Below are 23,021 nucleotides of genomic sequence, written 5' to 3'. Positions count from 1 at the left end.
CTCAGCGCGGGCTCGCGCCCGCGATGAAGACGGCGACGGCCTCGACCATGTCCGGATCGAGCGGTCGGTCCGGATCGTTGTAGGACGACAGGTTCTCGTCCTCATTGGCGACGTCGACCAGCACGTGGTTCATGTCCGGCAGCCACAGCGTCTTGGCGGCCGGCGCGGCGGCGGCGAGCGCCACCATGTCGAGCCGTGGGATCTGGGAATCGCGGGCGCCGCCGACGATGAGGGTCGGGATCGTGAGCTGCTTGAGCGGATCGATCGGATCCTCGGCGAAGGCGGAGCCGATGCCGGGCTGCATGCTCGGGGCGATCGGCAACTCGGACGGGGCGGGATCGACGACCTGCCCGGCCATGATGGCATCGATCGCCTTGGCGACCGGCTCCATCTTCGCGGCCGGCAGCTTCTTCTCGAGCTGCGCCTTCAACAGGTCGCCCTGCCGCCGCGCCGACGACGCAAGCAGGACGAGGCGGTCGACGGGGGTGCGACGGGCGGTGAGGATGGCGACCAGGCCGCCCTCGCTGTGGCCGACCAGGACGATCCGGGCGAACCTGCCGCGCAGGAAGTCGACCAGCGCGGCGGCGTCCCCGACATAATCCTTGAAGCGGAAGTCTTCCGGGCGGCCGAACTCCGCCTTCCAGCCGCGCGCGCCGCGCTTGTCGTAACGCAGGCTGGCGATGCCGCGGGCGGCGAGCTGCTCGGCGAGCTTCTTCAAGGTCGCCGGCTTGAGCTGCGGCCCATTGCCGTCCCGGTCCGTCGACCCGGAGCCGGCGATCAGCAGCGCCACCGGAGGGCGCTCGACGCCCGCTGGCGTGGTCAAGACGGCGTCGAGTGCGCCAATGCGGACGGCGCTCTCCTCGGCCGAGACCGCCGAGGTGAGGGCCATCAGCGCCACGGCGAGTGCGCAGCGGATCACGACGGGCCGCATCGGTCAGTCGATCTTCCGCGCTTCCTCCGGCAGCATGATCGGGATGCCGTCGCGGATCGGGTAGGCGAGCTTCGCCGACCGCGAGACCAGCTCCTGCTTCGCCGCGTCGTATTCCAGCGGGCCCTTGGTCATCGGGCAGACCAGGATCTCGAGCAGCTTGGGATCGACGGAATTGGCGGGGCGTTCGAGCGGGGCGTTCATGGCAAGGGTCTCCGGCGGGCGCCTCTGTAGCATATCGTCCGCCTGGTTGTCGTCCTTCAAGGCTTGTACAGGGCGATCCGGATCAGCTCGTCGATGACCGTGTCCAGTTGCTGGGCCGGCAACGGCCGATCCGACAGCGCGTGGCCGAGGAAGGCCCAGTACAGCACCTGGGCGCGTGCGTGCGCGATCGCCGGCATCAGTCCTTCAGCTGAAAGCAGGCTCTCGACATAGCCCAGCCGGCGTCTGTCGATGGCCTGGACGGCCTGGCGCGCGGCGGGGTCGGATCCGGCCCAGCTGCGCACGGCGCGCTCCAGGGTGAGTCTGACGGTGAACGCGCGCCGGAGGAGCACGGCAATCGCCGGCTGGTCGCCGGCGCTCGCCTCCACCCCGGTGATGGTCTGCTCGGCCGCAATCTCCCGCCACTTTTTGAGGAGGGCGGCGTGAAACGCGGCCACATCGGCGAAATGCCAGTAGAAGCTGCCGCGCGACACGCCCATGGCTTTCGCCAGCGGCTCCGCCTTCAGCGCGGTGAAGCCCCGGGTGGCCAGCACCTTCAATCCCTGTGTCAGCCAATCGTCGGCGGAGAGCTGATCGGTCATGTCGTCACCATCAGGGCGACCATACATAACTGTATTGACGGCCGCCAGGGCTTCGTGCATCTTCCATACATAACTGTATGGAAGGCGTGCCATGCGCGATGCGCTGCTCGTAACCGCGGGGCTGATGGCGATCACCGTCGCCGTGATCCATGGCGTGCTCGGCGAGACGATGGTGTTCGCGCGTGCCACCATCTCGCCGGAGCGGTTGCGAACCCTGCTGCGGCTGGTCTGGCAAACGGGCACGGTGGCGTGGATCGGCTGTGGCGTGCTGCTCACGGCCGCCCCGCGAATGGCGTCGGAGTCGGCGCGGCATTGGACGGTGGTCACCGTCATCGTCGTGTTCACCTTCGCTGCAGGCGCCAATGCGCTGGCGACGCGCGCGCGGCATTTCGGCTGGATCATGCTCGCCGGCGTGGTCCTCCTCGCCATCGCCGGCTACTGACGCTGCGAATCCGGTCGACATAGCCGCGGCACAAACTCGGCGAGATGACGGCATTGCGACGCTTTGCAACCGCTGCATCGCCTTAACTGCCGTTCGGCCGCACTCCGTTCACCGCGAGGCCACTGCCACGACACATTCGCCAAGAATGGTTCTAACTTAGAAGGAGTCTCTTTGCAGACACGGCGACGAGCCGCTTAGTTGTTCGTCGTCGCGAACGGGTGCCCGGCGTCGACATCGATCCGGGCGCGCAACCGTTCTCCGATTTGCTTGTCGGGATAGGAGAGGGGACGGATCGATGTTGGTCGACGTGGTGCGGAAGTTGGTCGTCGTAGGTGGAAGCGTCGGCATGCTGCTGATGGCAGCGCAGGCGCACGCCGGGGAATCGAACGAGATCTGCCTCACCTATGCCAATGGTCAATTCGAGCCCAAGGAGCCGACCGTTCCTGCCGACGCGCCGCTGACGATCCGCGTCAAGAACATGGAGAGCAAGGCCATCGAGTTCGAGAGCGAGACCCTGAAGGTCGAGAAGGTGATCGCGGCCAACAGCGAGGCGGTGCTCAACGTCCGCGCCATGAAGTCCGGGCGGTACGAGTTCTATAACGACTTCAACGAAAAGGCCCGCGGCTTCGTCAACGTCCAATAGGTCCAGATCCCATGCTCGCCGCCCTGATCATCGTCTTCCGCGAAGTGTTCGAAGCCGGCCTGATCGTCGGCATCGTGCTCGCCGTCACCAGCGCGGTCCCGCATCGCCTGCGCTGGATCGGCGCGGGGCTGTTTGCCGGCCTGGTCGGCGCATGCATCGTCGCGGCGTTCGCGGGCACGCTGACTCAGCTATTCGAAGGCATGGGACAGGAATTGTTCAATGCAGGGGTCCTGTCGGCTGCCGTGATCATGCTGACCTGGCACAATGTCTGGATGGCCCGGCACGGCCGCGAGATGAGCAACGAGTTGCGGACGATGGGCCAAGCGGTGGCCGAAGGCGCCAAGCCGCTGGTCGCGCTGGCGACCGTGATCGCCATCGCCGTGTTGCGCGAGGGCAGCGAGGTCGCGCTGTTTCTCTATGGCGTGGCGGCCTCCGGTGACGGCGGCGGGCGGGCGCTGCTCGGTGGCGGCGTCCTCGGCCTGCTGCTCGGCGTTGCCGTCTGTCTCGCGACCTATCTCGGCCTGATGCGCATCCCGCCGCGCGCCCTGTTCAAGACCACCACCGTGCTGATCACCCTGCTGTCGGCGGGAATGGCCGCGCAGGCGGTGTTCTTTCTCGCCCGCGCCAACTGGCTGACAACGTTCGACCAGGTGGTGTGGGATTCGAGCGCGGTTCTGCCCGAGCGTGGCGTCGCCGGACGGACCCTCAAGGCCCTGATCGGCTATACGGATCAGCCCACCGCGATGCAGCTCGCGGTTTACATCGGGGTGATCCTCGCCACCATCGCGCTGATGCGTCTCACGGCGGCGCCGCCAGCGCCGCGTGCGGCCGCCGCCGAATGATCATTGCAGCGGCGGATCACCCGAGGTCCGCTTCTTGGCGAGATCCATCTCGGTCACGGCGATGAGGATTTCGGCGCGGGTCTTGAGGTCCGGCGCCTCGAGCATCGCCTGCTTCTCCGCCGGGCCGTAGGGCGACATCATCGCCAGCGCGTTCACGAGCGCTTCGTTCGGCGCCGCTTCGATGCCGGCCCAATCGACCTTGAGATTGTTGGCCTTGAGGAAGTCGGTGAGCACCGCGAGCAGCGCCTCGCGGTCGACCGCGTCCTCACCCTTGCGCGCCGTGAAATCATCGACGAACGGGAAATAATCGACCTTGCACTGCCGATAGGGCGTAAGCACCGTCATTTCCTCGACCACCTTGAAGCGGGACACGCCGGTGAGCTCAAGGATGTAGCGGCCATCGCCGGACTCGGCGAGCTGCGTGATCCGGCCGACGCAGCCGACCTTGAACAGCACCGGCCGCTCCTCGCTGGAGGAATGTGTGACGTCGGGTTGGATCATGCCAATGAGCCGATGGCCATCGCGAAGCGCATCGTCGACCATCGCGAGATAGCGCGGCTCGAAAATGTTGAGCGGCATTTGGCCGCGCGGCAGCAGCAAGGCTCCCGCCAATGGAAACACCGGAACGATCTCCGGCAGCTCGGCGGGACCGCGATATTCGGCATTGATCGGCATGCGATACCTCGTGTCCGCTGGAACGAGCGCGCGTCCCGTCCAGCCGGGTTACGAAAACAGGATCGTCGACAGCCGCTTGCGGCCCTCGATGGTGGCCTCGTCTGCGCCGCCCCAGGCTTCGAAGAACTGCACGAGCTGCTTGCGCGCGCCGTCCTCGTTCCATTTGCGGTCGCGCTTCACGATCTCGAGCAGCTGGTCGGTGGCTTCCTTCCGCTTGCCCGCGGCGTTCAGCGCCGTCGCCAGGTCAAAACGCGCCTGGTGGTCGAGCGGATTGGCGGCGACCTTCTGTTCGAGTTCGCCGACCGGCCCGAGCGACTGGGCTTGCTCGGCCAGATCGATCGCGGCCTGCACGGCGGAGACCGCCGAATCGCTACGCTTGGCGTCCGGGACCATCGCAAGCGTCTGCTTGGCCTCGTCGATCGCGCCGAGCTCGACCTGGCACTTCGCAAGCCCGGCGATCGCCGGGATGTTGGCGGCATCGACCGCGAGCACCTCGGCATAGATCTCGGCCGCGCCGGCCGCATCGCCCTCGGCGAGCGCGGCTTCGGCTTCCTTGAGGATTTCGGCGATGTCGGGCTCGCCGACGCCCGGAACGCCCTTGGTGATCTTTTCGATGAAGGCGGCGACCTGGCTCTCGGGCACGGCACCCATGAAGCCATCGGCGGGCCGTCCGCCGACGAACGCGATCACGGCCGGAATCGACTGGATCCCCATCTGGCCGGGAATGGCCGGATGCTCGTCGATGTTCATCTTGACCAGCTTGACCTTGCCGTTGGCGGCCTTGACGGCCTTTTCCAGGATGGGCGTCAGCTGCTTGCACGGTCCGCACCACGGCGCCCAGAAGTCGATGAGGACCGGCTGCCGCTTCGATTCCTCGATGACGTCCTTCACGAAGCTCTGCGTCGTGGTGTCCTTGATCAGATCCGGCACCTGCGGCGCCGCTCCGCCGCCCTGCTCAACAATGGTCACGGGGTCCCTCGTCCGAAAAATTCCGATGGACGGCGACCGGGAACCGGCCGCCGCCGCGCCTCAATACACGTTTTCTCTCACTTTAAGTGGCGGTCCAGCTGGAAATTTCAATCAGCGCCCATCGCGGCCCGGTGATGGGCAGGTTTGGGCCCGGTTCGGCCGGCCCCGACCGCAAAAATTTGAACGTCGTCGGCGTACGAAACCTGTCGCAGACCTGTTGCATTCGTCCGCGGCATTTGGCATAGGTCTGCCCGTCGCTGGCGGCCACGCCGCCAAGGCGTCACGGATGCGGGTGTAGCTCAGTGGTAGAGCACGACCTTGCCAAGGTCGGGGTCGAGGGTTCGAACCCCTTCGCCCGCTCCAAAAATTCCGCTCCGTTCCCCTCTCGCCTTATGCCTCATCATTTCGTCGGCGGGGATTTGTCCCAGGCCGCGAGTGCGTCGGCGAATACCCGATCTCCACTGGGACCTTTGCCGATGGCGAGGATGCCCCGGCGCTGGTTCGCATAGACGACCGGGATGTCGAACCATTCGCGCCGTGCGAGGAGTTCCTCGTTGCGCGCGCGATCGGCCTCGACGTTGGACAAGCCCACCAGGAATGAACCTTCGGTGATCTTGACGGAAAGCCCGGCAAGCGGCGTCCCGCGCGACTTCTCATCCGTCTTCATCAGCATTCCCGGGACGCTGCTGATGCCGCCACCGACGAAGTCGGCAGCGGGCCTGAATGTGAGCTCGGCGACATGGCTGGCCGGCAGGCTGGGATCGTCGTTGCGGCGCAGCTGCAGGCTGACCTTCAGCTTGCGCTCGGGAATGTCGATCTCGCCACGGATCACCGGCGTGGGCCGCCCTGATTGTGCGTTCTTGACCGTCTCGGTCCGCCAGGTGATCGAGCCGGAATAGCGCCTACCCTTGGGGTCGGAGAGATCCTCATCATACAGCACGGCAAGTCCGGGCGTCCGCGCATCTGCCGCGTCGGACGAGGCGGTCGGGCTCGAAACGGGAGCGCTGCTCCGGGCGGCGTCTGGGCCAGCCGGCTGCGCCGGCTTCGCGGCGGCGGCGCTCAGTTGAGCGCCGCTGTCGATCGACGTGAACATCACGAGCGGCCGCTGCGTTCCGCTGGTGGCGCGCTCCACCGCGGCGTCGGTCTGGTTGAGGATCTCGATCAGACGTTGACCAGGCTGCTGGAGCGCCTCTGCAAGGGCTGCGGCGAACACGCCGTGGCCGTCCGGGCCGCGCTGTCCTGCCGTCCCGGCCTGTGCGGCAAAGGAGATCACGGTCCGTGCGGAAACGTCGACCGGGACGAGGCCGGCGGCAAGACCGGCGATGCCGCGCCCGGCGAACGGATTGGAGCGGAAGGCGTCGAGAATGATCACGTTCTGCCGGGGGCTCGATCCGCCCAGCTCGCGCAGAATCGCAGTCAGGTCGCGCAGCTCGGTGTTGAGATCCGCAGCTGTCGCCGGTGCCGCGTCGACCGGGACGAGATAATCGGCGCCGCCCAGGTTGAGCCCATAGCCGGCATAATAGATCAGCGCGACGTCGGCGTCGGCGATCCTGCCCTTGAACTCGGCAAGCGCACGATCGAAGCCTCGCCTGTCGAGGTCGATCTGCGCGGCACCGCCGCTCAGGGTGAAGCCAAGCCGCGACAGGCTGTCGGCGATCAGCCGGGCATCCGCCGCCGGCTCGTCCAGCAGCGGCGCGCGCTCGTGAATGGAGTTGCCGATCACCAGCGCCACGCGCTTGTCGGCGGCAGCAGGCGCGGTCGAGATCAGGATCGCGCCGACGACAAGAATGGTTGCAGATAGTAGCTGTCCAACTCGGCCGATCACCCGACGCATGCCAACGATCTCCTGTCACCCGCGCTTGTGCGACGATTTTACCGCATTTCGAACAAAGCAGGAACAAGAAACGGGGCAGGAAAGAGAAATCGCCGTGGGCTGTCGGGCGGCCTAGACGACCACCGGCGTGCGCACCCGGCCGGCATCGCCGAACACGCGGAGATAACGGGCGATCTCGGCGGGATCGCCGGTCGCCTTCTCCGGGTTGTCGGACAGCTTCACGGCGGGATGCCCGTCTGCCGACGTCACCTTGCAGACCAGCGAGATCGGATCGAGGTCGACCGAGCCGTCCGGCGAGCAGCCGACGAAATCGTTGGTCAGGTTGGTGCCCCAGCCGAACGACAGCCGCACCTGATCGGAGAATCGATGATGGAGCTGCTCGATCGATTCGACGTCCATCGCGTCGGAGAACACGAGCAGCTTCTGCTTGGGATCGCGCCCCTTCGATTTCCACCAGGCGATGATCTCCTCGCCGGCCTGGATCGGCGGCGCGCTGTCGGGACGGAAGCCGGTCCAGTCGGCGACCCAGTCGGGTGCGTCGCGCAGGAAGGCCTTGGTCCCGAACGCGTCGGGCAGCGCGATCAGCAGGTTGCCGGCGTAGGTCTGCCGCCACTGGTCGAGAATGCGATACGGCGCGAAGCGCAGCTCGTCATCGTCCTTGGCAAGTGCCGCCGCGACCATCGGCAGCTCATGCGCGTTGGTGCCGATGGCTTCGAGATCATTGTCCATCGCCAGCAGCACGTTGGAGGTGCCGGTGAACGACGAGCCGAGACCTTCCTTGACGGCCTCGACGCACCAGCGCTGCCACAGGAAGCCGTGGCGGCGGCGGGTGCCGAAATCCGACAGCCGCAGCCCCTCGAGCTTGCGCAGCCGCTCCACTTTGGCCCACAGCTTGGCCTTGGCGCGGGCGAACAGCACGTCGAGCGCGAACCGGCCCTGTCCCTTCATGGCCTGGCGCGAGCGCAGCTCGTTGACGATCGCGAGCGCCGGGATTTCCCACATCGTGGTGTGGGTCCAGGGTCCGTGGAAATGCAGCTCGTACTGGCCCTCCGACTTGCGCAGTTCGTATTCGGGCAGGCGGAAATTGGCGAGCCAGGCGATGAACTCCGGCGAGAACATGTGGGTCTTGCCGTAGAAGGTGTTGCCGGCCAGCCAGATCAGCTCCTTCTTGGCGAAGCGGATGGTGCGGGCGTGATCGAGCTGCGCTCGCAATTCGCCTTCGTCGATGACGTCGCCGAGCCGCACCCGCCGGGTCCGGTTGATGACCGAGAAGGTCACCTGCTGACTCGGGTAGAACTCCCGAATCATCTGCAGCATCAACAACTTGTAAAAATCGGTGTCGAGCAGGCTGCGCACGATCGGATCGAGGCGCCAACCGTGATTATAGGTTCTGCTCGCGATGTCTGTGACTGTCATGTGATCGTTTTACAGCGCTGGCCGCAAACCCGCCACTGGGCTTGTCGCAGGAGGCCCTCGTGGCGCAGCGGCATCCTTGCTCGGGTTCGTGGCGGCTATTTGCGCGCCAGGAGCGGCACGCCGGGATCGAACGCCAGCACCGCTTCGGCCCATTTCGCGACGCGGAGCACATGGAGGTCGTTGCGATAGGGGCCGGCGATCTGTACGCCCAGCGGCAGGCCGTTGTTGCCCAACCCGGCCGGCAAGGAGACTGCCGGCGCTCCGACGAAGGTCCAGGGCGCGCAATATTCGGCGTCTCCGGTCCAATCCAAGCCGCGCGGCGCTTCGCCGAACGCCGGCAAGGTGAGCACTGCGTCGAAGCCGTCGAGCTCAGCGGCGAGCGCCTTCTGCCTTAAGGCCTGGGCCGCCTTCGCGGCGAGATATTCCATGGCCGTCTTGCTTCGCCCGCTCTCGACGTGGCCCTTCATGACCTCGCTGACCCGGTCGGGATGGCGCGCGATCAGATCGGAGAAGATCGTGGTCGCCTCGCTGAGCATGATCGTGGTGATCGCATGCCAGTTCACCGCGTCGAGCTCTCTCAGTTCGACCTCGATGATCGTCGCACCGGCGCTGCGCAGCTTGTCGATGACGGACTCGAATACGGTCTTCTGCTCCGCCTCGGCGCGCTCCCATTTGGCGAAGCGCACCGCCGCGAGCCGTGGCGTGCGGTGCGGCGTGAGGCCCTGGTCGATGCCGACGGTGAAGCCCGGCAGCGGCCGGCCGTGGCGATCATCTGCGCTGGTGCCGGCGAGCAACGAGAGGGCGAAGGCCACGTCGTCGACGCGGCGGGCGAAGAAGCCGACATGGTCGAGCGACGGGCTAAGCGGATGCACGCCGTCGCGTGGAATCGCGCCGAAGCTCGGCTTGAAGCCGACGACGCCGTTGAAGGCCGCCGGTCGGATCACCGAGCCGAGTGTCTGTGTTCCCAGTGCCAGCGGCACGAGGCCGGCCGCAACCGCGGCGGCTGATCCGGACGATGAGCCGCCCGGTGTGTGCTCGGGGTTCCATGGATTGACGGTCGGACCGGGATGACGCCAGGCGAATTCAGTGGAGACCGTCTTGCCGAAGATGGTTGCGCCGAGATTGCGCAGCCGTTCGACCACCCAGGCGTCCGCATCCGGCACGTGATCGCGATAGATTTGCGAGCCGTTGGTGGTCGGCATGTCCGAGGTGGCGATGATGTCCTTGATGGCGACGGGAATTCCACCGAGCGGGCCGGTCTTTGGAGCGACATCCCGCGGCAGATATTCGAATGCTTTCAGCTGCGGTTCGATCGCCTGCGTCTTCTTCAGGCATTCTTCACCATAGGCGATGGCCGCTGCGGGGTCGGCTGCGAACCGCCGCAGCAAGTCGAGGACGCCGGCACCGGCCTTCGGTGTGGACACAGGGAAACGCTCGGACATTCATCGATCCTGTCGACTTGATCTCGTTGCCGGGCGGTGAACGGCCGCAGCGTGTTGTTCCGATCCTATCGGCTGTTCAAGCATACGCCAATCGTCCGGCCGATCGGCGCATATGAATACAGCGCATGGCGGCAGGCCCGTGCCGCGTGGCGGACAATCGCCGATGCGGCGCAGGCACGCGCACGGACATGCGCATCTGGCATGACATGAGTGGAGCGGCATCATTTGAGCCTCGCGCGAACCTGGCAGCAATCCGCTTCTCACCCGCTCAGGATGTGCTACCATTTTCGAGCAGGACCACTGATGTGGTCGGCCAAAGGACGTCTTCAGATACGTTCCGATAAGTAGACGCAGCCACATGAGCTGCCTCATGGGAGTGAAGCGATGACATCGGCTTTTCACCGAAGCATTCTTGCGCTTGCAACAATAGGTCTCCTCGCCGGCACCAGCATCGCCGGCGCGCAGCAGCAATCCGATCAGGGGAAGGGCCTGAAGAAATACGAATCCGGCACCAAGGAGTTCTGGACGCATCCGCCGGACGACTGGTTCCTCGGCGACGAGACCGAGGCGCAGAAGGGGCTGGCGCCGCCGTCGGGCCCGCCGACTGGCGCGTCCGATGCCGAGCTCGCGAAGATCGTCAAGCAGGTGAAGCTGCCGGACGGCTTCAAGATGGAGGTCTGGGCCTCGGGCGTGCTCGCCGCGCGGCAGATGGCCTGGGGCGACAAGGGCACGCTGTTCGTCGGCTCGTTCGGGCTCGGCAACGTCTATGCCATCACCGACAAGGGCGGCAAACGCGAGGTCAAGACGGTCCTCAAGGGCCTGAACATGCCGACCGGCCTCGCCTTCCAGGATGGCAATCTCTACGTGATCGCGGTCGACAAGCTGATCAAATACGAGAATGCCGAAGCCAGTCTCGACAATCTCGGCCAGGGCAAGGTCGTCTACGACGACATGCCGTCCTATGCGGCGCATGGCTGGAAATACATCGCGGTCGACAAGGAAGGCTGGTTCTATATCCCGTTTGGACCGCCCTTCAACATCGGCATCCCGCCGACGTCAGTCTCGCAGATCCGCCGAGTCGATCCGCGCACCGGCAATGCCGAGATCTATGCGCTCGGCGTCCGCAACAGCGTCGGCGGCGACGTCGACCCGCGCACCGGCAAATACTGGTTCACCGAGAATGCGCGCGACTGGGTCAGCGACGATCTGCCGAGCGACAAGCTCAACATGATCTCGAAGATCGGCGAGCATTTCGGCTATCCCTATTGCCACCAGGGTGACCTGCCGGATCCGAAATTCGCGATGGGTCACAAGTGCTCGGAGTTCACACCGCCAGTGCTGAACCTCGGTCCGCACGTGGCGCCGCTCGGCATGAAGTTCTACACCGGCGACCAGTTCCCGGCGGAGTACAAGAACAACATCCTGATCGCCGAGCACGGCTCCTGGAACCGGCACAAGTACCAGGGCGCGCGGATCATGCGCGTTATCGTCGGCCCCGACGGCAAGGACCCCAAGCAGGAGGTGTTCGCCTCCGGCTGGCTCGAGGGCGACCAGGGCTATCTCGGCCGCCCCGACGACATCATCCTCGCCAAGGACGGCTCGATCCTGGTGGCGGACGACTGGGCCGGCGCGATCTATCGCATCAGCTACGAGAAGAAATGAGCTCGTCGTGAAAGCGGGGCTGCGCGCTGCCTTACGGCGGCCGCAGCCCCAACTATTTTGAATGTCGCGCGTTGATCAAGGACGACGTGCCGCACCCGGTCGCGGGTTTCGGGCATCGTCCGCGCGCCAAAGCAATGATGGGAGCGAGAACGCCTGCGATGAATCCAGGGACCTCCAGAATGCACCAGGTGATGGCCGCCGCGCTGATGCTCATGCTTGTGCTTGCGGCGCCTCCGGCCCATGCCGCCGATATCGAAGCGGGCAAGGCCAAGGCCGAGCTCTGCGCCGGCTGCCACGGCGAGAACGGCATCTCGCAGACCGAGAACATTCCTTCGCTCGCCGGCCAGCAGGATCAGTTCATCCAGTGGCAGCTCGTGTTCTTCCGCGCCGGCACGCGCAAGAACGAGGCGATGAAGCCGATCGTCGATCAGCTCACCAACGAGGACATCCGCAACCTCGGCGCCTATTTCGCCTCGCTGCAGCCGGCCAAGGCGCCGCCGGACAACGATCCGGATCTGTCGGCCAAAGGCGCGCAAGCCGCCGCCGGCCGGCGCTGTGCCTCATGTCATCTCGACAGCTATGCCGGCACCAAGGGCGTGGCGCGGCTCGCCGGCCAGCGCGAGGAATATCTCGTCAAGGCGCTGCACGACTACAAGTCCGGCCAGCGCGTCGGCGGCAGCCAGGCCGCCATGACCGATGTTGCCTATCCGCTAAGCGACGAGGAGATCACGGCGCTGGCGCATTATCTGGCGCATCTGTAGTTGGGACGTCGCCCAGATCACAACTGTCGTCCCGGCCTTGCGCCGGGACCCATACCGCGGAAGCTATCGAGGGACGTCGGTGAGAGTGGCCTGCTTCACTACGGACGGTGGCTATGGGTCCCGGCGCAAGGCCGGGACGACATCGGAGTCTGTGGCGCGGTCGTGCCTGACCAACGGTTCGGCGAACACCGAGGCGACACCAAGAGCTACTTGCCCCGCTGCGCCTCGTACACCTTGAGCTGCGTGTAGGATATGCGCAGGCGCGGCACCGGGACCTTGGCGGCATCGGCGCGGGCGACGAGATCGCCGATGACGTGATCGGCCTCGACCGGAAGGCCGGCGCTGAGATCGCGGAACATCGAGGCGGTCATCGGTGATCCCTCCGCGGTGAGCATGCCGGAGACGCGCTGGAAGAACGCGCCGGCTGGGGGGTAGCCTGCGGCCGCAGCGGTGGCGCTGCATTCGTCGAGCATGCCGAGCAGGAAATCCTTGCCGCCCGGCGCGGTCAGGATCACGCCGACCGGCGCACGCATCAATGTGGTCGATGCAGCGAGCGAGGACAGGAACACCCACTTCTCCCACATGTCCTGCATGACGTGGTCGCTGGCCGACGCATTGAAATTCCCGCGCCGGAAAATCTCGAAGATCGCGCGGACGCGGTCCGACGATCCGCCGTCGCGCTCGCCGAAGCTCAGCGATTGCATCGGCTGCAACTGCACGACCTCGCGCTGCTCGTTCAGGGTCGCGGCGATGGCGCAGAGCCCGCCGAGCACGCGCGCGCGCCCGAACCTGGCGTCGAGCACGTCGAGATGCTTCATGCCGTTGAGCAGCGGGATGATCGCGGTGTTCGGACCCACGGCCGGCGCGAACGAGGTGATCGCATCGTCGAGGTCGTAGGCCTTGCAGCTCAGCAGCACGACGTCGAAGTGCTGCTTCAGAGTGTCCGCCTGTACGGTCGGCGGATTGGGGAGGGTGACGTCACCGGTCGGACTGCGGATCACGAGGCCGGCACTGGCGAGTTCAGCCGCGCGGCGCGGGCGGACCAGGAAGGTGACATCGGCGCCGGACTGCAGCAGCCGGCCGCCGAAATAGCCGCCGATGGCGCCGGCGCCGACGACGAGAATACGCATGGGTAGGTCCTCTCTCTCAGCGAGGTCTCATCATGCAGGAGCGAATAGCGAATGGCGAGTAGCGAATGGGGATGGCCACCATGCCCTACTCGCTACTCCCTGTTCGCCATTCGCCTCTACCATTTCTCGCCAAACGGACGGATTTCCATCTCGAAGGTCCACGCGCTCTTCGGCTGCTGGTAGAGCTGCCAATAGGCACCCGCGACCGAGGCCGGCGGCATCAGCAGGTCGGGATTGTCCAGCGCCTCCTTGCCCCAGAGTTGGGCGCGGCGCTCGCGCACCCAGGCGGTATCGACGCCGGAATCGATGATCAGGTGGGCGACATGGATGTTCTGCGGCATCAGTTCGCGCGCCATCGCCTGCGCCACCGCGCGCAGGCCGAACTTGGCCGAAGCGAAGGCGGCATAGCCGGAGCCGCCGCGCAGCGAGGCGGTCGCGCCGGTGAAGAAGATCTTGCCGCCGCCACGGGGCAGCATCAGCCGGGCGGCCTCGCGCCCGGTGACGAAGCCGGCCCAGCACGCCATCTCCCAGACCTTGCGGAACACGCGGTCCGTCGTCTCGAGGATCGGGAAATTGACGTTGGCGCCGACATTGAAGATCACGACCTCGAGCGGCGCATGCCTGTCGGCGTCGTTGAGGAAGGCGGTGGTCTCGTCCTCCTTGCGGGCATCGAGCGAGCGCGCCACGATCCGCCCGCCAGCGGCCTCGACCTCCGCGACCAGCGGCGCGAGCTTCTCGCCATTGCGCCGGCCGGCGAACACCGTGAAGCCTTCGGACGCGAATTTCTTGACGATCTCGGCGCCGATGTAGTCGCCGGCCCCGACGATCGCGACGGTAGCGTTGCGCTGTTGCATGCTTGCTCTCCCGATCTCACTTCAGCGTCATTGCGAGGAGCGAAGCGACGAAGCAATCCAGCCTTGCTTTGCGGCGGGATCGCGTCGCTGCGCTCGCGATGACGACAATCACTTGCCCAGGATGTATTCCTCGACGTCGCGCAGCTGCTCCTTGCCGAAGAACATCTCATTGCCGACGAAGAACGTCGGCGAGCCGAACGCGCCGCGCTCGACCGCGCGCTGGGTGTTCTCCACGAGCTTCGCCTTCACCTCGGGCTCCTGGGCGCGGGCGAACAGCTTGGCCCCGTCGAGCCCGGACGATGTGATCGCGGCGATCGCGATCTCGGGATCGTCCATCTTCTTCGGCTCGCGCCACATGTGGTGGAATGCCGCGTCGACATAGGCCTCGAACACGCCCTCGAGCTGGGCCGCGATCGCCGCGCGCATCAGGTTCAGTGTATTCACCGGGAAGTACGGGTTCCAGACCCAGGGCTGCACCTGATAGCGCTTGAGGAAGCGCTGGGTCTCGACCTCGTGGAATTCACGCTTGTTCTTGATGCCGGCGAGTGACTCGGCCGGTGACTTGTTGTTGGTCGCCTTGAAGATGCCGCCGAGCAGCACCGGGACATAGTAGAACTGGACGCCGATCCGTTTCACGATCGCCGGGATCGCCTCATGGCTCAGATAGGCGTTGGGACTGCCGAAGTCGAACATGAATTCTGGCGCAGGACGGCTCATGGGCGGTCTCCTCGGTTTTTCACATTGTGGTCCAGCGCAGCAGCTCCGTCCAGGGTTTTATGACGGTCATCATATTCCAGCGGCCGGAAGACGCCGGTGGTGCGTCAGATCATCCGGCGCACCGTCCGCTTGCGCCACACCAGGAGATAATAGCTCATCTGCAGCAGCATCATCGCGGCGAACGTGATGGGATAGGCGAGCCAGACGCCGTCGAGCCCGATGCTGCGGCTGAGCCAGGTGGCGGCGGGCACCTCGATCGCGGCGATCGCAAACGCCGAGATCGCCAGCGGCATCCACACCGTCCCGGAGGCGCGCATCGCCGACGAGAACGTGATGGACATGCCGAACAGCACGGAGCTCCACAGCACGATGTGCAGCGAATGCTGCGCCACCTCGATGACGGCAGGGTCGGTGATGAAGAGTCCCATCAGCACCCGTGAGAACAGATAGCCGATCGCGACCAGGCCGCCGGTCAGCACCACGTTCATCTCGATGCCCGTGCGCACGATGTCGCCGATCTGCTCGGCTTGCCCGCGACCGATCGCCTGGGCGCCGAAGATCGAGACCGAGATCGCGATCGACAGCGCCGGAAACTGCACATAGCCGAGCACCTGGTTGACCGCGCCATAGGCCGCCGTCGCGTCCGAGCCGAAGCCGTTGACGAGGCCGATCAGCACCATCTCGGCCAGCGACATCACGATCATGCCGATCGCGGCGGGGATGCCGAGCCGCAGTACGGCCCGCAACAGTTTCGGATCAGGCAGCATGCCCCGCAGGAATGCCGCATCGATCGCCAGCGGATGCTTGCGACGGCGCAGATGGACATGGAGCCAGGCCAGCGTCGTCAACGTCGAGATCGCCGAGGCCCAGGCGGCGCTGGCGACGCCGAGCACGGGCGCGCCGAGCCAGCCGCGGATGAAGACCGGGGTGAGCACCAGCCCGAGCGTGGTCGATGCGGCGAGCGAGGCCAGCGGCGTCACGGTGTCGCCGACGCCGCGCATCTGCGACGACAGCAGGATGTAGGCGAAGGTCAGCGGCATCGTGATCATCATGATGCGGGCATAGCCCGCGGCTGCATCAAGGATGTTGGCGGGCGTGGCGAGCGCGGTCAGCAATTGGCGGCTGAACACGCCGCCCAATACCGCGATCAGGCCGCCGAGCAGCAGCGCAATGGTCAGCGTCGTGCCGGCGACCTGCTTCACCTTCGCGGGCTCACCGGCGCCCCAGGCCTGGCCGATCAGAACGCCGGCGCCTGAGCCGAGGCCCATGACGAAGGAGACGAAGAAGAACATCGCCGGGAAGAACACCGAGACCGCGGCGAGGGCATCGACGCCGATCATCTGGCCGAGATAGACGTTGTTGATGGTGCCGAACAGCGACTGCAGGATGTTGCTCAGCATCATCGGAACGACGAACATCAGGAACGGCTTGCGCAGCGAGGCGGTTGGCGGCGACACGGCATGTTTCTCCGTCGACCGCTCTTCATTCGGAGTACGGTCGCGTTGCGAGGAATTGGAACAAGAGCCGCCGCGAACGGCCGCTCTCATTGGCCGTTGAAATCAGCCGATCTCACTCGGCGCGGTGGCGGTGCGCGAGCGCGACGGCGTGGTCGCGGATGTCGGCCGGCCAGTCCGCGATCAAAGCGGCGAAGCGGCCGAGATCGCCGGCGAACAGCGCCCGCGACGCCTCCTCGAACTGCGGCAGGTTGCTGCCGATCCCGGACATGAAATGATAGGCCGCATCGCGTGCCTCGCGGGCGCGATCGGTGTCGCCGCTGGCGCGGCGGGCGTCGTGGACCAGCTTGCGCAGGGCGACCGAGGCGCCGCCCGGTTGAGCGTTCAGCCAGTCCCAGTGCTGCGGCAGCAAGGTCACCTCGCGGGCCACGACCCCGAGCTTCGGCCGGCCGCGGCCACGCGGCTCGCTCGGCCCTTGGTTCGCGGCCGCGCCGGCTTCGACCGGCAGGCGCGCCAGGATCTCGCGGTCGCTGCCGCGCAGATCGAGGTCGATCGGCTGCCCGGTGCGGTCGCTGAAAATCACGATCGGCTCGGTGCCCGGCGCGGCGTGTTTCAGCACCAGTGCCACCTTGGGCAGCGGCCCGGCGGCAACCCGGGTTTGGCCGGCAAATGCGGTGAAGGTGTCCATATCGGCAGTCCCATGTGATCACCCCAATAAGACCCGGGTGAAATTAAAGTCAATATTACCCGGGTAATTATTTCATGCCGGGGTGAGGATCCCGGCGCCTCGCCGAACCCGTCCTGTCCTGCTACGGAACGGCGCCCGCCACCCGATCCGTCCCTGGAAACCCCATGCTGACCGTTCACCACCTCAACAATTCCCGCTCGCAACGCGTGCTCTGGTTGCTCGAGGAGCTCGGCGTGCCCTATGAGATCATTCGCTACGAGCGCCAGCCCGATATGCGCGCGCCGAAGGAGCTGCGCGCGATCCACCCGCTCGGCAAGTCGCCTGTCATCACCGACAACGGCAACACCGTCGCCGAATCCGGCGCCATCGTCGAATATCTGATCGAGACCTACGGCAATGGCCGCCTGATCCCGCCGCCGAAGACACCGGAGCGGCTGCGCTATTCCTATTGGCTGCATTACGCCGAGGGCTCGGCGATGCCGCTGCTGCTGCTGAAGCTGCTGTTCAACATCATGCCGAAGCGCGCGCCGGCGCTGCTCCGTCCGATCGTGCGCAAGGTGTCGAACCAGGCCTTGAGCACGCTGGTCAATCCGCAGCTGAAGCAACACATGGCGTTCTGGGAAAGCGAGCTGCAGAAAAGCGAGTGGTTCGCCGGCGATTCGTTCACCGCGGCCGACATCCAGATGAGCTTCCCGCTGCAGGCGGCGGCATCGCGCGGCGGCCTGGAGCAGGGCCATCCGCGCGCGATGGATTTCCTCGCGCGCATCGAGTCGCGGCCTGCCTACAAGATCGCGCTGGAGAAGGGCGGGCCCTACGAGGTCGGCCGCTGAGCGCTATTTTGTGGCCGTCGCCGGCGCCGCGGTCGCCGCAATCACCTCGCGCACCAGCCGGGCGACGCCCTTGATGTCGCCGTTCGGATCCACGGAATCGCCGAGCCGGACCACGACCATGCGCTGGCTCGGCATGATCACCAACCGCTGGCCGAGCAGGCCGAAGGCGAAGAACGCGTCCGGCGGAATTCCCGCGCGGGCACGTCCCTGCGCGTGAAAATGCTGGCTGCGGTTGGTCCACAGCCCGGCGCCGTAGTCGGTGTCCAGCGTCGCAGTTGCCGACATCGCGACCCAGCCTTCCGGGAGAATGCGCCGGTCGCCGACGACGCCGTCGCCGAGATAGAGCAGTCCGAGCTTCGCCCAGTCGCGCGCGCTCGCCAGCATGTTGCCGTAGCCCTGAACGGTCCCGCTCCCATCGTATTGCAGCGTCGCGCTGCGCATGCCGAGCGGGTTGAACAGCTCGCGCCAGGCCAGCTCGATGGTCTGCTCCGGTCCCCCGGCGGCGTCGCGGATGATGCGCGCCAGGATCTGGGCGCTCGCGCTCGAATAGGCCCAGCGCTGGCCGGGCGGCGCGATCAACGGCGCATGCACCGCGAACGCCGCCATGTCGCGGTGGATGTCCATCTGGCTCGACGGATCGAAGCCGGAATTGGTCTCGTCCAACGCCAGGCCTGATGTCATGCGCATCAACTGCTCGATCGTGATGTCGTGGCGCGGATCTCTGGCCTCGCGCCACTCCGCGACCGGCGCCGGGATCGACGGGCTCAGCTTGCCCTGCCGGGTGAGGATGCCCAGCAGCGCATTGGTGACCGTCTTGGTCATCGAGAAGCCCACAAGTGGCGTATCGACGCCGATGCTCGGCGCATAGCGCTCTGCGATCAGGTGACCGTCCTTGACGACGACGACCGCCTTGGTGCGGCGGAACGGCGGGTTGGCCGGCTCCTCGAAGGCGTGATCGAGCGCCGCCTTCAGCGCGGGATCGCTGGGCTCCACCGCCGTGTTTTCCGCGAAGTCGGGCAGGGCGGGAGCAGGCCCCGCAGCACGCAGCACAGCGACGTCGGTGTGCGGCAGGTAAGGCGGCTTCTGGCCCTGGAGCGTCACGCAACCGAGGCCGTCGTGAAACGAGGCGCGGGTGGCGTGCAGGCCGAGCAGCGACGCCTCGACCAGGCGCATGTCGGGCTCCACCCGGTAGCGCATCACGGCCCGCAACCGGCGCAGGCCGGGCCGTTCCATGGTCTCCGCAAACACCGTTTGCGGATCGAGGCCGGAGACGTAGGTCTTGGCGCAGATCATCTCGGCGACCGCGCTGGTCGCGACGCGCAGCGCCCGGTCAGGCCGATAGGTGAGCCATCCCGCCACCAGCAGGGCCGCAAATACCAGCAGACCGACCACGAATCTTCGCAAATGCACCAGAACGTCCGACACCGTCTCGCGGGCGAGCCTCGCTGCGCCCTGGTATACTTCTAACGCGCCTCGGTCACCACGCCAACGGAGGGAAGCGGGTGAAGGGCCCCGCCGGGCGGCGGCAAATCGTCATCCGGGGCCACGATGTCCGACATCGCCTGGGAACCGGCGCCTCAGCGCCCGGCTGCGGTGGCGCCCTTGCTGCGCGGATCCGGCGCGCCGACGAATCCATCGGACGTCACCAGGATGGAGTTGGCCGAGGTCCGTCCCATCGGCTCCTCGATCTTGTGACCTCGGGCGCGTAGACCGGCGAGCACGTCATCGGCAAAACCCTTCTCGATTCGGACCTCGTCGGGCATCCATTGGTGATGCAGGCGAGGCGCGGTGACGGCCTGTCGGACGTCCATCCGATAGTCGAGCACGTTGATGGTCACCTGCAGCACGGTCGAGATGATGCGGCTGCCGCCCGGGGAGCCCGTGACGAGCACGGGCTTGCCGTCCTTCAGCACGATGGTCGGCGACATCGACGACAGCGGCCGCTTGCCGGGACCGGGCAGATTGGCCTCGAAACCGACCAGGCCGAAGGCGTTGGAGGCGCCGGGCGCGGCGGTAAAATCGTCGAGCTCGTTGTTGAGCAGCACGCCGGTGCCCTCGGCGACGAGGCCGACGCCATAGGGGAAGTTCAGCGTGTAGGTGTTGCTGACGGCATTGCCGTCATTGTCGACGACCGAGAAATGCGTGGTGTTGCTGCCCTCCCGCAGCGGCGTGGTGTTGAGCACGTCGCCGGCGCTGGTGGCGTGCGCGGGATCGATCCCGGCGCGCTGGCGCGCGGCATAGTCCTTCGACAACATCGCGCGCACCGGCGCGTCGACGAAGGCGGGGTCGCCGAGATAGCGCGCACGATCGGCATAGGCACGCTTCATTGCCTCGATCAGCAGATGCAGCGACGCGGGCGAGCCCTGCTTCAGCTCAGCGAGCGGAAAGCCTTCGAGGATGTTCAGCATCTCGACCAGCACGGTGCCGCCCGACGACGGCAGCGGCATCGACACGATGTCATAGCCGCGATAGGTGCCGCGCACCGGCGTGCGCAGCACCGGCTGGTAGGATTTGAGGTCGTCCGCCGTCATGATGCCGCCGGCATCCTGGATCGCCTTGGCGAGTTGGTCGGCGACCGGCCCTTCATAAAATCCGCGCGGGCCCTGCTCGGCAATGGCGGTGAGCGTCGCCGCCAGATCGCGCTGGATCAGCCGGTCTCCTTCCCTCAGCACCGTGCCGTCGGGACGAATGAAGATCGCGGCCGACGATTTCCATTTGGCCAGCCGCGGCGCCATCATCGGCAGGGTGACGGCAACGTCGTCGGTGACCGGGATGCCGTCGCGCGCCAGCACGATCGCCGGATGCAGCAACTGCGCCAGCGTGAATTTGCCCGAGCCGTATTTCTCCAGCGCCAGCGCGAGACCTGCGACCGATCCGGGCACGCCGATCGACAGTGCGGAGTCGCGCGACTTGGCATTGTCGGGCTTGCCATCGGCGCCGAGGAAGATGTCGCGCGTGATGGCAGCGGGGCCGGTCTCGCGATAGTCGATCGCCACGTCCTCGTTGGTCCTGGCGATGTGAATGACCATGAAGCCGCCGCCGCCGATGTTGCCGGCAACGGGATAGGTGACCGCCATCGCAAAGCCGGTGGCAACGGCGGCATCGACTGCGTTGCCGCCGAGCGCGAGGATGCGCTGGCCGACTTCGGCTGCGATCCTCTCCTGTGCCACCACCATGCCATGCGCGGGCGGCTGCGCCGGCGCGGCGACACCGGGTGGCTGCGGGATGTCGATGGCTTGCGAATCCAGCGCCCGCGCCGGCAGGCAGCCGGCCAGCAACAGCATGAAACCCGCAAGGAGCCGTCGTCGATCAATCGTGAACGTGGTCATCGCAATTCCGCCGTTGCTGACATCCGCCTGGGATCGTCAGATGTTATAGGGCCGCGTCGCCGGCGTAAAACGCGACACCGTGATCGTCGCAGGATGCGACGCCGTGATCGCAAAGGATCTTCGAATGGCCGTCACCACGATCGAGACCTCTGGCACTGCCGACGGCCGAATCTATCCCGGGCGCGCGGCCGTCGTCAGCTGGATCTTCTTCGATTGGGCGGCGCAGCCCTATTTCACGCTGATCACGACCTTCGTCTTCGCGCCCTATTTCGCGGCGCATGTCGCGCCGGACGCGGCGAGCGGCCAGGCGCTGTGGGGCTTTGCGACCGCCGCGGCCGGCATCGTCATCGCGCTGCTGTCACCGGTGTTCGGCGCCATCGCCGATGCCACCGGCCGCCGCAAGCCATGGATCGCGGCGTTCGGCGCGATGCTGGTGATCGGCGCCTCGCTGATGTGGATCGGGCGTCCCGGCGCGCCCGATCTGATCCCGCCGCTGCTCGCGGCCTATGTGATCGCCACCATTGGAGTCGAGTTCGCCACGGTGTTCAACAACGCGATGATGCCGACCTTGGTGCCGCCGGAACGCATCGGCCGGCTGTCCGGCACCGGATGGGCCACCGGCTATGTCGGCGGCATCCTCTCGCTCGTCATCGTGCTCGGCTTTCTCGCCGCCAATCCCGATAGCGGCCGCACGCTGTTTGGATTCAAGCCGCTGTTCGGGCTCGATCCGGTGAGCCATGAAGGCGACCGCATCTCCGGTCCGCTCACCGGGCTCTGGTTCATCGTGTTCGTGCTGCCGATGTTCCTGTTCACACCGGACTTTCCGGCGCGGCACCGGCTGGGCGCGGCCGTGCGCGAAGGCATCGGTCAGTTGAAGGAGACATTGCGCAGCCTGCCGCAGCAACGTGACGTTGCGTTCTTTCTCCTCGCCAACATGATCTACACCGATGGGCTGGTGTCGCTGTTCGCGTTCGGCGGCATCTATGCGGCCGGCACGTTCGGCTGGAACACGATCCAGATCGGCACCTTCGGCATCATCCTCGCCGCTGCCGGCACGTTCGGCGGCTGGCTTGGCGGCAAGCTCGATGATCTTCTTGGGCCGAAGCGAGTGATCGCCGGCAGCATGACCTTGCTGCTGCTCGCGATCATCGCGATTCTCATGGTGAGCCGTGATTCGGTTCTGTTGATCGCGGTCACGCCGGCTGCGCCCGGCGGCCCGCTGTTCGCCACGCTGCCGGAGCGCGCCTACCTGCTGCTCGGCTGCATCATCGGCGCCTGCGGCGCGCCGCTGCAGGCGGCCTCGCGCTCGCTGCTGATCCGGATGGTGCCGAAGGAGCGCGTGGCGCAATATTTCGGTCTGTTCGCGCTCACCGGCAAGGTGACGTCGTTCATCGGGCCATTGCTGATCGGCACCATCACCGCGGTCACCGCGAGCCAGAAGGCCGGCATGGCCGTGCTCGTGCCGTTCTTTGCGGTGGGGCTGGTGTTGCTGGCGCGGGTCAACTCAGACCGTCATGCCCGGGCTTGACCCGGGCATCCATCCCGCTTCGACAGGCTCTTCTTTAGACGATGGATTGCCGGGTCAAGCCCGGCAATGACGAC

22 protein-coding genes and 1 tRNA gene are annotated in these 23,021 nt (G+C 66.3%); 8 read left to right on the top strand and 15 right to left on the bottom strand.

Features of this window, described 5'->3' with window-relative positions:
• Position 1 precedes the first annotated feature (1 nt).
• Genes QW868_RS08615 through QW868_RS08605 form a run of 3 tightly spaced genes read right to left on the bottom strand, consistent with a single transcriptional unit; the run spans position 2 to position 1,731 of the window.
• On the bottom strand, positions 2–931 hold the full coding sequence (locus tag QW868_RS08615) for an alpha/beta hydrolase (protein WP_316230335.1): 930 nt from the start codon (positions 929–931) through the stop codon (positions 2–4).
• 3 nt (positions 932–934) lie between these two features.
• On the bottom strand, positions 935–1,132 hold the full coding sequence (locus QW868_RS08610) for a Trm112 family protein (protein WP_006613415.1): 198 nt from the start codon (positions 1,130–1,132) through the stop codon (positions 935–937).
• Between the two features lie 56 nt (positions 1,133–1,188).
• Positions 1,189–1,731 carry a TetR/AcrR family transcriptional regulator gene (locus QW868_RS08605; RefSeq protein ID WP_316230334.1) on the bottom strand — a complete coding sequence of 181 codons (543 nt, stop codon included), beginning with the start codon at positions 1,729–1,731 and terminating at the stop codon, positions 1,189–1,191.
• Between the two features lie 91 nt (positions 1,732–1,822).
• Here QW868_RS08605 and QW868_RS08600 point away from each other — a divergent pair, with 91 nt between their 5' ends.
• The 3 genes from QW868_RS08600 to QW868_RS08590 all read left to right on the top strand — a co-directional run bounded on the left by QW868_RS08600 (position 1,823) and on the right by QW868_RS08590 (position 3,658).
• Entirely contained in the window at positions 1,823–2,173 is a 351-nt protein-coding gene (locus QW868_RS08600) for a hypothetical protein (RefSeq protein ID WP_315740639.1), read from the top strand.
• A gap of 295 nt (positions 2,174–2,468) precedes the next feature.
• Positions 2,469–2,816, top strand: a complete 348-nt coding sequence (locus QW868_RS08595) for a cupredoxin domain-containing protein (protein ID WP_316163049.1) — start codon at positions 2,469–2,471, stop codon at positions 2,814–2,816.
• Positions 2,817–2,827: 11 nt separating this feature from the next.
• Positions 2,828–3,658, top strand: a complete 831-nt coding sequence (locus QW868_RS08590) for an FTR1 family protein (RefSeq protein WP_315740641.1) — start codon at positions 2,828–2,830, stop codon at positions 3,656–3,658.
• Here QW868_RS08590 and QW868_RS08585 read toward each other — a convergent pair whose 3' ends face one another.
• Both QW868_RS08585 and trxA read right to left on the bottom strand, forming a co-directional pair.
• Complete coding sequence (locus QW868_RS08585; protein WP_315715855.1) at positions 3,659–4,333, bottom strand: LON peptidase substrate-binding domain-containing protein; 675 nt, start codon at positions 4,331–4,333, stop codon at positions 3,659–3,661. It abuts the gene before it with no gap.
• Positions 4,334–4,381: 48 nt separating this feature from the next.
• Complete coding sequence (gene trxA / locus QW868_RS08580; RefSeq protein WP_315781732.1) at positions 4,382–5,302, bottom strand: thioredoxin; 921 nt, start codon at positions 5,300–5,302, stop codon at positions 4,382–4,384.
• 288 nt (positions 5,303–5,590) lie between these two features.
• Between trxA and QW868_RS08575 the strand changes: the two genes are divergently transcribed.
• Positions 5,591–5,665, top strand: a tRNA-Gly gene (locus QW868_RS08575).
• Between the two features lie 37 nt (positions 5,666–5,702).
• Here the strand turns inward: QW868_RS08575 and QW868_RS08570 are convergent.
• The 3 genes from QW868_RS08570 to QW868_RS08560 all read right to left on the bottom strand — a co-directional run bounded on the left by QW868_RS08570 (position 5,703) and on the right by QW868_RS08560 (position 9,994).
• Complete coding sequence (locus tag QW868_RS08570; protein ID WP_316230333.1) at positions 5,703–7,136, bottom strand: caspase domain-containing protein; 1,434 nt, start codon at positions 7,134–7,136, stop codon at positions 5,703–5,705.
• A 111-nt stretch (positions 7,137–7,247) separates the two neighbouring features.
• On the bottom strand, positions 7,248–8,552 hold the full coding sequence (gene pncB, locus QW868_RS08565) for a nicotinate phosphoribosyltransferase (RefSeq protein ID WP_315758706.1): 1,305 nt from the start codon (positions 8,550–8,552) through the stop codon (positions 7,248–7,250).
• Between the two features lie 95 nt (positions 8,553–8,647).
• Positions 8,648–9,994 carry an amidase gene (locus QW868_RS08560; RefSeq protein WP_315777325.1) on the bottom strand — a complete coding sequence of 449 codons (1,347 nt, stop codon included), beginning with the start codon at positions 9,992–9,994 and terminating at the stop codon, positions 8,648–8,650.
• 384 nt (positions 9,995–10,378) lie between these two features.
• Between QW868_RS08560 and QW868_RS08555 the strand changes: the two genes are divergently transcribed.
• Entirely contained in the window at positions 10,379–11,656 is a 1,278-nt protein-coding gene (locus tag QW868_RS08555) for a PQQ-dependent sugar dehydrogenase (RefSeq protein ID WP_315777324.1), read from the top strand.
• 179 nt (positions 11,657–11,835) lie between these two features.
• Entirely contained in the window at positions 11,836–12,417 is a 582-nt protein-coding gene (locus tag QW868_RS08550) for a c-type cytochrome (RefSeq protein ID WP_316230332.1), read from the top strand.
• A gap of 206 nt (positions 12,418–12,623) precedes the next feature.
• On the opposite strand, the gene panE is transcribed toward QW868_RS08550, so the two are convergent.
• From panE to QW868_RS08525, 5 genes are all read right to left on the bottom strand, one after another.
• Complete coding sequence (panE, locus tag QW868_RS08545) at positions 12,624–13,547, bottom strand: 2-dehydropantoate 2-reductase (RefSeq protein ID WP_315740648.1); 924 nt, start codon at positions 13,545–13,547, stop codon at positions 12,624–12,626.
• A 116-nt stretch (positions 13,548–13,663) separates the two neighbouring features.
• Positions 13,664–14,401 carry an SDR family oxidoreductase gene (locus tag QW868_RS08540; RefSeq protein ID WP_315740649.1) on the bottom strand — a complete coding sequence of 246 codons (738 nt, stop codon included), beginning with the start codon at positions 14,399–14,401 and terminating at the stop codon, positions 13,664–13,666.
• 108 nt (positions 14,402–14,509) lie between these two features.
• A complete protein-coding gene (locus QW868_RS08535) occupies positions 14,510–15,118 on the bottom strand; it encodes a 2-hydroxychromene-2-carboxylate isomerase (protein WP_315777320.1) in 609 nt (202 codons plus the stop codon).
• A gap of 104 nt (positions 15,119–15,222) precedes the next feature.
• Positions 15,223–16,536, bottom strand: coding sequence for an MATE family efflux transporter (locus tag QW868_RS08530; protein ID WP_316230446.1), 1,314 nt, complete (start codon positions 16,534–16,536; stop codon positions 15,223–15,225).
• 151 nt (positions 16,537–16,687) lie between these two features.
• Positions 16,688–17,260: a DUF2239 family protein gene (locus QW868_RS08525; protein ID WP_315740651.1), complete on the bottom strand. Its 573-nt coding sequence runs from the start codon at positions 17,258–17,260 to the stop codon at positions 16,688–16,690.
• Between the two features lie 164 nt (positions 17,261–17,424).
• On the opposite strand from QW868_RS08525, the gene QW868_RS08520 reads away from it, so the two are divergent.
• Positions 17,425–18,090 carry a glutathione S-transferase gene (locus QW868_RS08520; protein WP_315777318.1) on the top strand — a complete coding sequence of 222 codons (666 nt, stop codon included), beginning with the start codon at positions 17,425–17,427 and terminating at the stop codon, positions 18,088–18,090.
• 3 nt (positions 18,091–18,093) lie between these two features.
• Here the strand turns inward: QW868_RS08520 and QW868_RS08515 are convergent, their stop codons facing one another.
• Together QW868_RS08515 and ggt are read right to left on the bottom strand one after the other, a co-directional pair.
• On the bottom strand, positions 18,094–19,500 hold the full coding sequence (locus QW868_RS08515; protein WP_315777317.1) for a serine hydrolase: 1,407 nt from the start codon (positions 19,498–19,500) through the stop codon (positions 18,094–18,096).
• Positions 19,501–19,667: 167 nt separating this feature from the next.
• Positions 19,668–21,374 carry a gamma-glutamyltransferase gene (ggt, locus tag QW868_RS08510; protein ID WP_316230445.1) on the bottom strand — a complete coding sequence of 569 codons (1,707 nt, stop codon included), beginning with the start codon at positions 21,372–21,374 and terminating at the stop codon, positions 19,668–19,670.
• A 169-nt stretch (positions 21,375–21,543) separates the two neighbouring features.
• On the opposite strand from ggt, the gene QW868_RS08505 reads away from it, so the two are divergent.
• Positions 21,544–22,947, top strand: a complete 1,404-nt coding sequence (locus QW868_RS08505; protein ID WP_316230331.1) for an MFS transporter — start codon at positions 21,544–21,546, stop codon at positions 22,945–22,947.
• Positions 22,948–23,021: the final 74 nt, after the last annotated feature.

The sequence above is a fragment of the Bradyrhizobium sp. SZCCHNR1051 genome (assembly GCF_032489615.1).
Classification (GTDB): Bacteria; Pseudomonadota; Alphaproteobacteria; order Rhizobiales; family Xanthobacteraceae; genus Bradyrhizobium.
This window is presented reverse-complemented; position numbering and strand designations above follow the sequence as displayed.